Raw genomic sequence first — 14,950 nt, 5'->3', positions numbered from 1 at the left:
TGGACGGATGATACAGGTCTCGGCTGAGGGATCTTGAAATGAGTGAGGGCCTTCTGGCCTGGTGTGGATTGCGACATCTGCACCGGCGACCAGAGAGGCCCTCGTGCCACACCGTAATGCACCCCTGACCGAGACCGGCCGTCTGCGTCTGGCCCGCTGCGTCGTCGATGACGGCTGGACCCTGCGTCGCGCGGTTGAGCGTTTCCAGGTCTCTCCCACCACTGCCCAGCGGTGGGCCACCCGCTACCGGGCTTTCGGCGGGGCCGGGATGAGGGATCTCTCCTCCCGCCCGCACGCCAGCCCACGGCGGACCGCGACCCGCACCGAACGACGGATCATCAAAGTCCGTGTCCTGCGCCGGTGGGGCCCAGCCCGCATCGCAGGCCTGCTGCGGCTCGCGCCGTCCACCGTGCACCGCGTCCTCGCCCGCTACGGTCTGGCCCGTCTGTCCCACCTGGACCGCGCCACCGGCCACCCGATACGCCGCTACGAACGCGACCGGCCAGGCGAACTGGTGCACGTCGACATCAAGAAGCTCGGCAACATCCCCGACGGCGGCGGACACAAGGTCCTCGGCCGACAGGCAGGCCGCAAGAAGCGGCCGCACGCCAGCTACAGCTACATCCACACCGCCGTCGACGACCACTCCCGCCTCGCCTACAGCGAGATCCACGCGGACGAGAAGAAGGAGACCGCCACCGCCTTCTGGACACGGGCCCAGGCGTTCTTCACCAGCGCGGGGATCACCGTCGAACGCGTGCTGACCGACAACGGCTCCTGCTACCGCTCATTCGACTGGCATGCCACGCTCGAGGCGGCCGGGATCGCCCATAAGCGAACCCGGCCCTACCGGCCCCAGACCAATGGCAAGGTCGAACGCCTCAACCGCACCCTGCTCGACGAATGAGCCTACGCCCGCATCTACCACAGGGAACAGGAACGACGCGACGCCTTCCCGCAGTGGCCGCACACCTACAATCACCACCGCGGACACACTGCGCTGAAAGGCCAACCACCCGCCAGCCGCGTCCCCAACCTCACTGGGCAATACATCTAGGACGGCTGTTCAGGCGGGCAGGATGCGGGTGCGCTCAGCCGGTCCGCCCCCTGCTGAAAAGCCTTGGGATGCCCTCACGGCCCGGAGCAGCCCGGCGGGGCTTGCCCGCTGCGGCCGTCTGCTCCTTGGAAGGCCCTCAGGACGGCATTCCAGGCCGTGCGGCATGAGTCCCCCGCCCTGGATTGCCGCCCTCAGGCGCGCCGTGGACCGTCCGGTTGACGGCCCTGACGCGTCAGACGCGTCTGACAGACCTGACGCCATATGAACCCGCCGGACCTGAGCCCTGGCAACATCCGGTGCTTGTCGCTTGTCGCCTTCCCACCCATACAGAGCCAGCACCTTGCACGGACCGCTTAATACTGGCTCTGACCTGCGAGCCGACAAGCGACAAGCCAGACGACAAGCAACAACCGGAGTATGTGCGGGCGGCGTCGACGGGCAGTTCGCCCAGGCGCCGGGTGACGGGCGCGAGACGGTGGTCGGGCGGGAGCGCGAGCACCGGCGCAAGCGCTTCCAGCGCACCTTCGGCCTCGCCGCCAGCGAGATGGGCCGCTGCCTTGCTGATGTGGATCTGCGCTTCGGTGCCGTACGCACGCACGGGCTGAGCCGTCAGAAGGGAGAGCGCATCGTCCGCCGCTCGCAATGCATCGGCGGGGCGGCCGATGCGTAGTTCTCTTGCCGGGCCGGCTGGCACGCGAAGATGCCTCCGATGTCGTCTTCGCCGGTGATGGCGTCCCGCGCCTCCGCAGCGCGCGCTAGGGCCGCCAAAGCCTCGTCCCGAGCGCCAAGCTCGGACCAGCCATCGGCCTCCTGACAGGCCAGGAGCACTGCGACCGTACCCGTAGTCCGATAAGAGGCGCCACGCCGTGCGTAGTTGATCGCGTCACGGAAGCGCCGGTCCCAGATCGCCACCTTGGACCGAGTGGAGAGAACCCAGGCACCCAAGACGTTGTGCCCTGCAAGTTCCGCGCATAGCCACGCGGCGCGCCCCTGCGTGTCTGCATCCCGCAGCTGGCCCAAGTCCGAAGACATCCACGCCAGCAGTCCGCACAAGTAGCCGGCAGAGACAAAGAGGTCAGTCGATTGGCGCGGGTACTGACGGCCTTCGAGCAGCTTGAACACGCGATCGCGCAAGGACCGCGTCCGGACGAAGAGTTCAACGGGATCCAAGGTGAGGTAGTCGGAAGCAAGAGCCCGTGTCTCCGCCATCAGCTGTTCGAGCGCGATGTCGCCGACGTTCGAGGCTTCTGCCCACTGCGCCCACGTGGCGGACTCGTCGGCGGCACGACGCACCAGATCGGTACCCGTTGGCTCGGGTACCGGGGCGACCGGCGAAGCTGTGACGGCGTGCGGGACATGTTCAGCATCCGTCGGCCGGCGGCTCACTACACGTAAGTCGGCATCGGGAAGAGCGCTCCGGTCATCGAGATCCAGGAGGTCCTCGACTCGGCATTCGAAGGCATCGGCCATCGCGAACAGCGCGGACAGGCCCGGCCGACGGGAAGAAGGGCCCGGCCACTTCTCCCATTTGCCGACGAGGGACGCGTCGGCAGCGACCGCTTCGCCGGGGCGTCCGTTGCTCGCCTCGGTGATGCGATCCGCCGTCTCCTGGAGCGTCCAACCGTGGGCGTGCCGCCAGGCCTCCCGCGGGCGCATCCGGAAGCGAGCGCGCATCTCGACGGCAATGTCCGCGACCGCACATCCGGCGATGATCATGCTGTGGCGGAGGGCGTCTCGCTGCGCCTTCGAACCGGGCTTCATCGGGGCGTTCATCGGCAAGCTCCCTGCACGACGTCGTGGACTCACGGTAGCGGCGTCGTCGCTCATCTGAGGGACCGTGAACCGGGGTTCCGGTTTATCCGACCAACCAGCCAGCCACTGATGTCAGTTGTCCCGGGTCATCGGAATGGTGAGTGTCCAGAAAAGTTGGTCACGGCCGCCCGTGACGCCAACTGCCTTGCTTGGAACCGTAGGAGCACTCAACGACCCCTCCGAGGGAACGGATGACAGCAGGTCAGAGCAGCGTCCAACGGTCAGCGTCACGACGCCGCGCGACGACGCCAAGTCTCCGAGACCTCGGCTCGGGTGGCGAACGCCGGAGCGACTGATCAGCCCCCGCGACACCGCGCAACCGGTTCGAGGACATGGCCAACGCTCACACCTGAGAGAGGGAACGTCGACATGACGAACGGTGCCGCCCCGCCCCTGGACCCACGAGGCGCCAAGCTCACCATCCGCGTCTACACCGTCAGCCAGGGCGGCATCGTGACCCCTCCGCGCGCGACGGTGACTGTGCCGTACGGGTTCGAGCCGGAGCGGGAGCCGTTGAACACCGCACTGGCGCCGTGCCGCTGCCCAGTCGGTGAGGGCACCCTCGGCCCTGCCCTGCAGGCCGGCTTCGACCTCGCGGCGGCCGCCGCTCGGCAGCACCCGTCGTACGCCCTCCTGCCGCAGGAGGCAGACGAGCACGGCGTCGTCACCCTCGCCTGGCACCGCGACCGCCCGTTCCACCCACAGCGGCTCTACGCGGCGCTGGAGGACCTGGCCTGTGCCGCCGCCCGCAGCCGCGGCCGCTTCTGGCTCGCCGACCGCCCCGACACCCTGCTGGCCTGGGACGCCGCTGGCGGCGCCCTCTGCGTGGAGTCGTCAGGTCCCTGGCTGGCCGCGCTGCCCGACGCTGCGTGGGAGATGGTGCCGCCCGAGCGCCGGGTGGCCGCCTCGCTGGACTGGCACCTCGAACGTGGCGACCGCTGCCAGTACCTGACGTTCACCTCACCCGGCCTCGACCGCGACGGCCTGCTGGAGCTGCTCGACTCCCGCCTGCTCACCGACACCGAGTACGCGGCGGGCCCGGCCCCTTCGTCCCTGGACCACCAGCTTGCGGCCCCGGCACCGATGACCGCCACTGCCACGGTCACCAGACCACCCACCCAGAAACCCGCAACCGGCGAACTCGCCGCCACGATGGGGATCACCAGCATCGAGGTGGTGCCTGCGGCACGGATCACGGTCAGGTCGACGGCCATCAGCCGCCGACGTGCCGCTGGCGGAAACGCCGACAGGTGGGTCTGCAAGGCGACGCCCAGGAACGGGGACACCACCCCGGAGGCCGCGGAGACGGCGAGCAGGACCGGCATGCTCCCGGCCAAGCCGGTGACCGCGAGCATCAGTCCGGACAAGGCCCACAGCAGGCAGTACGTCACCGGCAGCCGGTGCGGGAGCCGCACGTTGCCCGCGACGACGTTCCCGGCCAGCGCCCCGGCGCCGGTGGTGGCCAGCACCAGGCCGTACGCCCCGGAGCCCGCGTCCATCTGTGTCGCAAGGAGTGCTGGCATCGCCATGGCCACGGCCTGGGCGAAGATCCCCGCGCCGTGGACGGCGATCGCCGCGCCGGTGGCCGGATGCGTGCGCAGCAGCGACCGGGCGTGCAGCCGGTCCGCGGCTGTAGTCGAGTTCCGCTTTGATCCGGTGGCCGTCCGGTGACCAGGCGGGTGCGGGCGGGAAGGTCCGCTCGGATCTGAGTGCGGCAGGGTCGCGGTCAGCCGAGCGGGATGTCAGTCTGGCTTTCCACAGCAGCCCTCCCGAGAGCGGCGTGCTGATTCGCCGACGGCAGACAGGCGCTGTTCGCCCGGTCGCTGTGGTTGTTGCGTGCCGGGCGAGTCGCGCGTTTCTTCCATCTGCGGTGCGCGGTCTCCTACCGGGCGACGGCGGGTGTGACGAGGAGGCCGCCGACGATGGTGTGGGTGGGGTTGAGGTCGCGCAGGGTGCCGCTGGGGCAGTGGGCGGGGTCCTGGTCCCAGATGGTGAGGTCGGCGAGGCGGCCGGGGGTGAGGGTGCCGCGCAGGTCTTCCTCGCCGAGCAGGCGGGCGGCGTTGGCGATTTCGGCGTCAGCCTGATGACGATGCACCGCGACCTCGACGACCTGGCCCAGCGTTCCCTGCTCCGCAAGGAACGCGGCCGGGCCGTCCCCTTCCCCGCGGTCACCATGGAAACGGCGACCCGTTTCCGCGAAAGCAGCGGCATCTCGGCCAAGGAGGCCCTGTGCCACGCCGTCCTCGGCCACATCAGGCCAGGCAGCACGGTACTCATGGACGACTCCACCACCCTGTTCCCCCTGGCCCCAGCCCTCGCCCAGCTCGACCAGCTCACCGTCGTCACCAACTCGGTCGGCCTGGCACAGCGTCTCGGGTCCGCCCAGGGCGTTGACGTCACCCTGCTCGGCGGGCGCTACCACGCCGACTTCAACTCCTGCACCGGCCTCGAGGTCACCCGCGCCCTCTCCCGCATCCGCGCCGACCTCGCCCTGATGTCGGCCACCGCCGTCCTCTCGGGCCAGCTCTTCCACCCCCTGAGCGAGTACGTCGAGGTCAAGCAGGCCATGCTCGCCTCCGCCCAGCGGGCCCTTCTCCTCGTAGACCATTCGAAGTTCGGCAAGACCGCCACACACGCGTACGGCACGGTGGCCGACTACGAGGCCGTCGTCACCGACACCGGCACACCCGACGCGGAGATCGCGGCCATCCGCGGATTCGGCGTACCCGTCGAAGCAGTCGACCCCGGAGACCACTCCCTGTGATACACGCCCTGTTCGAAACCCCCAGCGCCTACCGCCCCACCGTCGCGGAGATGGCCGCTCCCGTGCCGCAGGTCGAGGCGGTGCTCTTCGACTTCAGCAACACGATCTTCCAGATGATCGACCTGGAGACGTGGCTGCGCCGGGTCGGCGCCGCCGCCGACCGTGCCGCCGTACTGGACAAGGATGGCGCCATGGCCGGGATCGCACGGCAGTTGCGGGACGCCTTCCGGCTGCCCGCCGTCGTCGCCCTCCAGGAGGGCCGCGACCTCTCCCCCGCACGGCACCGCCTCGCCATGCGGGGTTGGTGGGAACACGTGGACTTCCTGCGAGGCGCGGAGGAGACGGCCTACCGGGAACTCACCGCACCCGACGCCTGGCTGCCCTATCCGGACACCGAGCCCACGCTCCGTGCCCTGCGCGCCCGCGGACTGCGCATCGGAATTGTGAGCGACTTCGCCTGGGACCTGCGGATCCACCTCGCCCGCGCGGGACTGGAGGACCTGGTCGACACCTGCGTGATCTCCTGCGAGGTGGGCTGGGAGAAGCCCGACCCCCAGCTGTTCCAAAAGGCCTGCGCGGACCTCGGCGCCGATCCCCGCGCCACCCTCATGGTCGGCGACAACCCGCAACGGGACGGCGGCGCCACCGCCTGCGGCCTGCGCGCCTACATCCTCCCAGCCGAACAGCGCACCGGCAATCGGGGCCTGGCCGACGTCCTCCGGCTCGTGGCCTGACTCACCGCCCGGCCCTGTCGCCAAGTCGGACTCGGCGGTGGTGCACTGCGCACCGCGGGTCGCGAGACCTCACCTCGTAGCCATCTCGTTCCTTGATGGCAACAACGCTGATGACTGTTGCGCGCCCTCAGCGCAGCTCCCTCCCGGATCAGGCGCACGCCACTCGTATGCAGTAAGGCCAGATCCGTGCGCAGCTCATCGCCATCCCGCTGTGCGGGCTCGCGGATGAAGCCTGAATCGGGCCGCCCAGCGCTCCGCATTGCCGGATGCCAGGCGTCCGGCAATGCGGACATCGTGGCGCCGTCGAGAGCTACTGCCACGCCCACGCGTTCGAGTTCGAGTGGCAGCCCGACGGCGGACAGCAGAGACTGATCAACGGTTTTGGAACCGGACGACAGATCCACCTCATGACTTCCGGATCACCCGCTCCGGTCACCGAAGAGCGCGAGTACAGGACGCCGACCGTAAAGGCCGACGGCGCTCGAAAGTTCCTCAAGGAGCTCGCATGGAGGAGAAATCCGTCGAAGTCCTGACGCCCGGGCCGGATGAGTCTGCGATCGACAAGCGCAGCTACACCGGCCCGAAGACCGGCATCGAGAGAAACCTCGCCGAGGTGCTGGCGGACGTCATGGACGTCGAGCGGGTGTCGGTCGACAGCCACTTCTTCGATGACCTCGGCGCCAACTCGTTGGTGATGGCCCATTTCTGTGCACGGGTCAGGAAACGGGCGGACCTCCCATCAGCGTCGATGAAGGATATCTACCGGCACCCAACGATCCGAAGCCTGGCGACGGGGCTCGCGGACGCCGCGCCCACGCCTGTCGAGTCGTCGGTCCCGGCGTCGACCGAGGAAGTGACACCGGCGAGCACGCCGCGGTACGTCCTCTGCGGAACGCTGCAATGCCTGCTTTTCCTGGGATATTCCTTCCTCGCCGGACTGGTTGCCGACCGAGGCTATACCTGGGTCTCCGCCGGCTCGGATGTGATCGACATCTACCTGCGATCGTTCGTCTTCGGCGGCGTCGCCTTCGTCGGTCTGTGCACCTTTCCGATCGTGGCCAAATGGCTCCTCATCGGCCGGTGGACATCGCGCGAGTTCCCGATCTGGGGTCTGACCTATCTGCGCTTCTGGACCGTCAAGGTGCTGATCCACGCCAACCCGATGATCTTCTTCGTCGGCAATCCCCTGTACGTGCTGTACCTGCGGGCCCTGGGCGCACGGATCGGCAAGGGCGTCACGATCCTCTCCCGCAACGTTCCGGTCTGCACCGACTTGCTCACGGTCGGCGCCGGCACCGTGATCCGCAAAGACTCGTTCTTCCTCTGCTACCGGGCGCACGCCGGCCGTATCCAGACCGGCCGGGTCACCCTTGGCCGGGATGTGTTCATCGGCGAGAAGACCGTGCTCGACATCGACACCTCGATGGGCGACGGAGCGCAGCTCGGCCACACGTCCTCGCTGCACAGCGGTCAGGCGGTCCCGGACGGCCGGCGCTGGCACGGATCCCCGGCACAGCCCACGGAGCACGACTACGTGGGGATCGCGTCGGCCAAGTGCGGCACGCTGCGCCGGGCCGGCTTCGGCCTCGTCACCGTGCTTCAGCTGTTCTTCCTCTACGTGCCGCTGACTGTCGGGGGCGCGTACATGCTGGTGACTCTGGTTCCGGCGTTGCACAACCGGCTGGGTCCGGGCGCGGTGGGGTTCGCGTCGCCGGAGCTCTACATCGACGCGCTGATCCTGTCGTTCATTGCGTTCTTCGGCTTCGTGGTCGTGGGCCTGGCCGTGTTGTTCACCGTTCCGCGTCTGCTGAACCTGGTCGTCAAGCCGGACAAGGTCTATCCGCTGTACGGCTTTCACTACTCGACGCACCGCGCGATCGGGCGCATGACCAACATAAAATTCTTCAAATGGCTGTTCGGTGACAGCTCCTACATCGTTCACTATTTGCGCGGCCTCGGATACGACTTGTCGCGGGTCGAGCAGACCGGGTCGAACTTCGGCACGGAAGTGCAACACGAGACCCCGTATCTGTGCTCTGTCGGCAGCGGAACGATGGTCGCTGACGGTCTTTCCATCATCAACGCCGACTTCTCGAGTACGTCCTTTCGGGTGTCCCGGGCCTCGATCGGGCCACACAACTTCCTCGGGAACAACATCGCCTATCCCTCAGGGGCCAGGACGGGCGAGAACTGCCTCCTTGCGACGAAGGTGATGATTCCGCTCGACGGCGAGATACGCGAGGGGGTGGGCCTGCTCGGCTCGCCGTGCTTCGAAATCCCCCGATCGGTTGAGCGCGACTCCCGGTTCGACCATCTCCGCACCGGCGACGAGTTCCGCCGCAGCCTCGCCGCAAAGAACCGCTACAACATCCGCTCGATGGTCTTCTTCTTGCTCGTGCGGTGGTTGTACTTGTTCGTCCTCACGGTGCTCGGCCTCGCTGATGTCGATCTCTACGATTCTTACGGGCATGTACTGATCGCCACGTTCCTGGTGTTCAGCCTTGTGTTCACCGCCGTCTACTTCGTCCTGGTGGAGCGCGGCATCGCGGCATTCCGCGCGCTGCGGCCGCAGTTGTGTTCCATCTACGACCCGTACTTCTGGTGGCACGAGCGCCTCTGGAAGGTGCCCGACGAGTACCTCAACGTGTTCAACGGCACCCCTTTCAAGAACGTGGTGTGGCGGATGCTGGGCGTTCGGATCGGCAGCAGGGTCTTCGACGACGGCTGCTATGTGACGGAGCGGACGCTCACCATCATCGGGAGCGACTGCACGCTCAATGCGGGCAGCAAGATCCAGTGCCATTCGCAGGAGGACGGCACCTTCAAGTCCGACCACAGCACGATCGGTGTCGGCTGCACCCTCGGTGTCGGCGCCCACGTCCACTACGGCGTGACGATGGGCGACGGCGCAGTACTCGCCCCCGATTCCTTCCTCATGAAAGGCGAGGAAGTCCCTGAGCACGCTCGGTGGGGCGGAAATCCCGCCACGGAGATACGAGATCAGCGGCCCACAGCATCGTGGCGGCCGTGAGTGGCGGGGGAAGATTCGATGGGAGTGCAAGTGGAAGCCGACCGGGAGTTCTGGCGCCGTGAGCTCGTCGCCGGTGGATTCACCGCGATACCGCGGTGGACGCTCGATCCGGTGACGGGTGTCGCCGACCACGAGACGACGATCCCGGAAGACGTCGTAGGACCGTTGCGCCGGCTGGCGGACGACCTGGCGGTGCCGCTCAACTCGGTGCTGCTGGCCGCACACGCCAAGGTGCTCGCCGCGCTGTCCGGTGAGCGCGAGGTCGTGTCCGGCTACGTCGCCGCCGACTGCGGCCGGCCGTTGCCCTGCCGGCTGACGGCGGAACCCGAATCGTGGCGGGCGCTCCTGCTGAACACCCATCAAGTCGAGTCCGAATTGCTGTCGCACAAGGACTTTCCGGTCGATGATCTCAGGCGCGAGCTGGGCCTGACCGAACCGCCCTTCGAGACCGTCTTCGATCCGAGCGGCGTCGGCGGTGACGTGGCCGAGGACGCCGTGCTGTGGGTGGGGTTCTCGCAGAGTGGCGGCCGACTCGTGCTGCGGCTGCGGTACCGGACCGACGTGCTCGACGCGGACTGCGCTGCCCGGATCGCCGGTTACCACGTCGCCGCGCTCGCGCTGATCGCCGCCGATCCGGAAGCCGAACACGGGCGGCAGAGCCTGCTCTCCGCCGAGGAACTCCACTTCCAGCTCGAAGAACTCGCCGGACCGCGCCGGGAGCTGCCGGACCGTCGGTTGCACGAGCTGTTCGAACAGCGAGTGAGGGCACACCCGGACGCCGTCGCGGCCGTGCACGGCGAGCGGCAATGGACGTATCACGAGCTCAACGCCCGGGCCAATCGGCTGGCACGCGCTCTGCTGGCACGGGGGCTGCGCCGGGAAGCCGTGGTCGCGGTGGTGACCGAGCGCAACCTGGACTGGCTGGCCTCGGTCCTGGCGGTCTTCAAGGCCGGGGGCGTGTACCTGCCCATCGAGCCGCATTTCCCGGCCGGTCGCATCGCCACCATGCTCGCGCGTGCCGAGTGCTCCCTCGTGCTGACCGAACACGGCAGCACCGCCACCCTCGATCACGCGCTCGACTCGCTGCCCGGGATCCGGACGGTCTTCATCGACGCGGCCTACGAGGAGGATCACGCCGACGGTGATCCGGGCATCGGTGTCGCGCCGGACCAGCTCGCCTACATCTACTTCACCTCGGGCTCCACCGGGGAGCCCAAGGGCGCGATGTGCGAGCACGCGGGCATGCTCAACCACCTCTACGCCAAGATCGACGACCTGGAGATCGGTGAGGGACAGGTGGTGGCCCAGACCGCACCCCAGTGCTTCGACATCTCGCTGTGGCAACTGGTGTCCGCGCTCCTGGTCGGGGGTCAAACCCTGCTGGTGGAGCAGGAGGTGATCCTGGATGTCCAGCGGTTCATCGACAAGGTCGTCGACGGCCGGGTCGCTGTCCTCCAGGTCGTGCCCTCCTATCTGGACGTCGTCGTGTCCTGTCTGCAACAGCGCCCCCGCGAGTTGCCGGATCTGCGGTGCGTGTCGGTCACCGGCGAGGCGCTGAAGAAGGAGCTGACGCAGCGCTGGTTCGCCGTCCAGCCCAAAATCAAGCTGGTCAACGCCTACGGGCTGACCGAGACCTCGGACGACACCAACCACGAGGTCATGGACCGCGTGCCCGACGGAGACCGGGTCCTGCTGGGTCCCGCGGTCAACAACGTGCACGTCTACGTCGTCGACGAGCACCTGACCCCGGTGCCGCTCGGCGCCCCCGGACTGATCGTCTTCTCCGGCGTCTGCGTCGGTCGCGGATACGTCAACGACCCCGAGCGCACCCGGGAGGCCTACCTGGCCGATCCGCACCGTGAGGGCGCCCGGCTCTACCGGGGCGGCGACTACGGCCGCTGGCATCCCGAAGGCAAGCTGGAGTTCCTCGGCCGCCGGGACAGCCAGGTGAAGATTCGTGGCTTCCGGATCGAGATCGGCGAGATCGAGAACGCCCTCTTGCGGGTGCCCGGTGTGCGCGACGGTGCGGTGGTGGTCGCCGAGCGGGCCGACCAGAGCAAGTACCTGGTGGCGTTCTACTCCGGTCGGCAGCCTCTTGAGGTCGATGTCCTGCTGGAGCGGCTCGGTGAGTCGCTGCCCGAGTACATGGTCCCGTCGGCTTTCCACTGGCGGGAGAGCCTGCCGCTGACAGCCAACAGCAAGATCGACAAGAAGGCCTTGCGGGCGCTCGCCGGAGAACTCGATGTCGTCCAGGACGACTACCACGCGCCGAACACACCGACCGAACAGCAACTGGCGGCCGCATGGGCGAAGGTGCTCGGCATCCCGCAGAACCGGATCGGACGGCGGGACCACTTCTTCGACCGGGGCGGCACGTCGCTGTCGGCAGTGAAGCTGGCGATCACACTGGACCGTGCGGTGTCCCTCAAGGACGTCACCCGTCACCCGATCCTCGCCGACCTGGCCGGGCTGGTCGACGGCAGGTCGCAGAGGCACTCCGTACCGGTCGACGGCAGGTCGGAGCGACACTCCCGGCTGCTCCAGTCACTGTCGGGAGCAGACGGTGCACAGGCCACTGCCCTGGTGTGCTTCCCCTACGCCGGCGGCAACGCGGTGAACTTCCAGCCGCTGGCCCAGGCACTGCCGAGCGACGCCCCGGCGGTCTACGCCGTCGAGCTGCCCGGTCACGACGTGGCCGCCGAGAGCGAGCCGTTCGCGCCGATGACACAGGTGGCCGAACAGGTCGTCGTCGAGATGGTCCGGAGCGGCCTGACCAGGGTCCTGCTGTGGGGCCACTCCTCGGGCACCGCACTGGCCGTGGAGACGGCCACAAGGCTGCAGGAGCGCGGGGTGGACGTCCAGCGGGTGTTCCTCGGCGCGCAGCTGCTCGGTAGCGCCGCCGACCGGCGCAACACCATCACCGAACTGACCGGGCGAAGCGACGCCGAGATCGCCGCGCAGCTGAGCACAGACGGCGGGTACACCGAGCTCGGTGAGCTGGACGCGCAGCACACCGAGCACATCGGTGCCGCCTACCGGCACGACTGCGTGGCCGCACACCGTTATTTCGCCGATGTCCTGGACAGCCCACCGGCGCTGAAGCTGTCCGCGCCGGTCACCGTGGTCGTTGCCGCAGACGACCCGAGCACGGCGGAGTACCCGCGCCGGTACCGCGACTGGCAACTCCTCGCCGAGCAGGTCGACTTGCACGAGCTCGCCGACGGCGGCCACTACTTCCTGCGTACCCGTCCGACCGAGGCGGCGCAGGCCGTGCTGCGCGCCGCCGAATTGTTCACTTCCTCCTGAGTGGCAACCGAAAGGGAATCAAGATGTCGTCCATATCCACGGCGTCGCTGGTCAACCCGGAACTGAAACCCGGCAAGCCACCGCTCCTGCGGGCCGAGGCCGCCAGCGACGCGCCGCACTGGGCGGCCGAGCACCGGGACGCGTTGCGCGCTGTCGTCGCCGAGCACGGATCGGTCCTGGTCCGCGGCCTCGGGCTGCGCGACGCGGCCGAGACCGGCGCCGTCTTCTCGAGGCTGGCCACCGGCCTGATGACCGAGAAGGAGTCCTTCACGCCCCGGCGGACCTACTCCCCCGGCGTGTACTCCTCGTCGAAGTGGCCGCAGAACCAGCCGATGTGCATGCACCACGAACTGAGCTACACGCTCGAGTTCCCCGGCCTGATGATGTTCGCCTGTCTCAGCGCGCCAGCCGAAGGCGGAGCGACCGGGGTGGCCGACTCACCGACCGTGCTCGACGCGCTGCCCGCCGAGGTGACCGAGCGGTTCGAACGGGAGGGCTGGCTGCTCACCCGCAGCTACAACGACGAGATCGGGGCGTCCATCGCCGAGGCGTTCGGCACCGAGGACCGTGGCGCCGTCGAGAGCTACTGCCGCGCCAACGCGATCACGTTCGAGTGGCAGCCCGACGGTGGACTGCGCACCAGACAGCGCCGCAGCGCCGTGGTGCGTCACCCGGGAACCGGGCGACGCTGCTGGTTCAACCAGATCGCGTTCCTCAACGAGTGGACCATGGCCCCCGAGGTGCGCGAGTACTTGCTGGACGTCTACGGCGCCGACGGACTGCCGTTCAATACCCGCTTCGGCAACGGCGACCCGATCGGCGAGGACGTCGTGCAGCTGCTCAACAGCGTCTACGAGGCCAACACCGCACGCGAGCCGTGGCAGGCCGGCGACCTGATGCTCGTCGACAACGTCCGCACCGCGCACAGCAGGGAGCCCTTCGAGGGATCGCGCGAGGTGCTCGTCGCCATGGCCGACCCGGTGCAGCTGGCCGACTGCTCGCCGACCGTCGAGGTGACCGCAGGATGACCACTATCAGTTCCACCCCAAAGGAATCCGCGATGCCCGCGCCGGTCACCGTGCCGCCGTTCGCGGTGATCTCCGGTGCCCAGGTCCAGCGGGCACTGCACGGACGCGAGAAACAGGTCGTGGAGTTGGTCGAGGCCACCTACCGGGTGCACGGCGCCGGTGATTCGGTCAACCCGCCGTCGTACTTCCTGCGTTTCCCCGACCGCCCGTCCTCCCGGATCATCGCGCTGCCCGCCTCGGTCGGCGGGGAGGTGCGGGTGGACGGCCTGAAGTGGATCTCCAGCTTTCCGGAGAACGTAGCGGCCGGCATTCCGAGGGCCTCGGCCGTGCTGATCCTCAACGACCATGACACCGGCTACCCGTTCGCCTGTCTGGAAAGTTCGATCATCAGCGCCACCAGAACGGCCGCGTCGGCGGCGTCGGCGGCCGACTGGCTCAGCCGCGACCGGTCGCGCCCGACCCGGGTCGGGTTCTTCGGGGTGGGCTTGATCGCCCGCTACATCCACACCTTCCTGACCGGCACCGGCTGGTCGTTCGACGACATCGGGGTGCACGACCTGTCCGCCGACAGCGCGGCAGGCTTCCGGTGCTATCTGGAGCAGTCGGGCACCACCGGCCGGATCACCGTGCACGACAGCGCCGAGCAGTTGATCCGTAACAGCGACCTGGTGGTCTTCGCCACCGTCGCCGGTGAGCCGCATGTCAGCGACCCGTCCTGGTTCGCCCACAATCCGCTGGTGCTGCACGTGTCGCTGCGCGACCTCGCGCCGCAGATCCTGCTCGCCTCGACCAACGTCGTCGATGACATCGAGCACTGTCTGAAGGCCGACACCTCGCCGCATCTGGCCGAGCAGCTCACGGGCAACCGGGACTTCCTGCACGGCACGTTGGACGACGTGATGGCCGGGCGGGTGACGGTGCCGGCGGACCGGCCCGTGGTGTTCTCGCCCTTCGGCCTCGGGGTGCTCGACCTCGCGGTGGGCAAGTACGTCTACGACGAAGTGGTCCGCTGCGGAGAGTTGCACGTCGTCGACGACTTCTTCCACGAACTGAGCCGGTACGGATGAGCCACCCGAAAGCCCAGGAGGCTTGTCCAGCTCTCATCCCAGAAGAGATCACCGGTCAAGCCGCCGCAGGCCAGGGCGCACGAGACAGCGGCCGCTGCCGCAGGCCCCCGTCCGGCTTGGTTGGACACACGCTCCCGCCCACACAAGCGAG

General features: G+C 68.3%; 8 protein-coding genes and 2 pseudogenes. 8 read left to right on the top strand and 2 right to left on the bottom strand.

Annotated features, from left to right (window positions below; genetic code table 11):
- Positions 1 to 103: 103 nt before the first annotated feature.
- Positions 104 to 1,057 (top strand): annotated as a pseudogene (locus ACFY0T_RS23945) (IS481 family transposase).
- Between the two features lie 609 nt (positions 1,058 to 1,666).
- Here ACFY0T_RS23945 and ACFY0T_RS23940 read toward each other — a convergent pair.
- Positions 1,667 to 2,830: an XRE family transcriptional regulator gene (locus tag ACFY0T_RS23940; RefSeq protein ID WP_388874024.1), complete on the bottom strand. Its 1,164-nt coding sequence runs from the start codon at positions 2,828 to 2,830 to the stop codon at positions 1,667 to 1,669.
- A gap of 585 nt (positions 2,831 to 3,415) precedes the next feature.
- Here ACFY0T_RS23940 and ACFY0T_RS23935 point away from each other — a divergent pair.
- Positions 3,416 to 3,907 (top strand): annotated as a pseudogene (locus ACFY0T_RS23935) (GTP-binding protein); the annotation flags it as partial.
- 844 nt (positions 3,908 to 4,751) lie between these two features.
- Here the strand turns inward: ACFY0T_RS23935 and ACFY0T_RS23930 are convergent.
- On the bottom strand, positions 4,752 to 4,964 hold the full coding sequence (locus ACFY0T_RS23930; RefSeq protein ID WP_388874021.1) for an amidohydrolase family protein: 213 nt from the start codon (positions 4,962 to 4,964) through the stop codon (positions 4,752 to 4,754).
- Here ACFY0T_RS23930 and ACFY0T_RS23925 point away from each other — a divergent pair.
- From ACFY0T_RS23925 to sbnB, 6 genes are all read left to right on the top strand, one after another.
- Positions 4,959 to 5,633, top strand: a complete 675-nt coding sequence (locus ACFY0T_RS23925; protein WP_388874018.1) for a DeoR/GlpR family DNA-binding transcription regulator — start codon at positions 4,959 to 4,961, stop codon at positions 5,631 to 5,633. The two genes, ACFY0T_RS23930 and ACFY0T_RS23925, sit on opposite strands and share 6 nt — an antisense overlap.
- Positions 5,634 to 5,683: 50 nt before the next feature.
- On the top strand, positions 5,684 to 6,367 hold the full coding sequence (locus tag ACFY0T_RS23920; protein WP_388874015.1) for an HAD family hydrolase: 684 nt from the start codon (positions 5,684 to 5,686) through the stop codon (positions 6,365 to 6,367).
- 505 nt (positions 6,368 to 6,872) lie between these two features.
- Entirely contained in the window at positions 6,873 to 9,398 is a 2,526-nt protein-coding gene (locus tag ACFY0T_RS23915) for a Pls/PosA family non-ribosomal peptide synthetase (protein ID WP_388874012.1), read from the top strand.
- A gap of 18 nt (positions 9,399 to 9,416) precedes the next feature.
- Positions 9,417 to 12,704 (top strand): amino acid adenylation domain-containing protein, encoded by a 3,288-nt coding sequence (locus ACFY0T_RS23910; RefSeq protein ID WP_388874009.1) that lies wholly within the window; start codon positions 9,417 to 9,419, stop codon positions 12,702 to 12,704.
- Positions 12,705 to 12,727: 23 nt separating this feature from the next.
- Positions 12,728 to 13,732, top strand: a complete 1,005-nt coding sequence (locus ACFY0T_RS23905; protein ID WP_388874006.1) for a TauD/TfdA family dioxygenase — start codon at positions 12,728 to 12,730, stop codon at positions 13,730 to 13,732.
- Positions 13,729 to 14,799 (top strand): 2,3-diaminopropionate biosynthesis protein SbnB, encoded by a 1,071-nt coding sequence (gene sbnB / locus ACFY0T_RS23900; protein WP_388874003.1) that lies wholly within the window; start codon positions 13,729 to 13,731, stop codon positions 14,797 to 14,799. Before ACFY0T_RS23905 ends, sbnB begins: the two co-directional genes overlap by 4 nt.
- The last annotated feature ends 151 nt before the right edge of the window (positions 14,800 to 14,950 follow it).

Source organism: Streptomyces sp. NPDC001530 (genome assembly GCF_042894545.1).
GTDB lineage: Bacteria > Actinomycetota > Actinomycetes > Streptomycetales > Streptomycetaceae > Streptomyces.
This window is presented reverse-complemented; position numbering and strand designations above follow the sequence as displayed.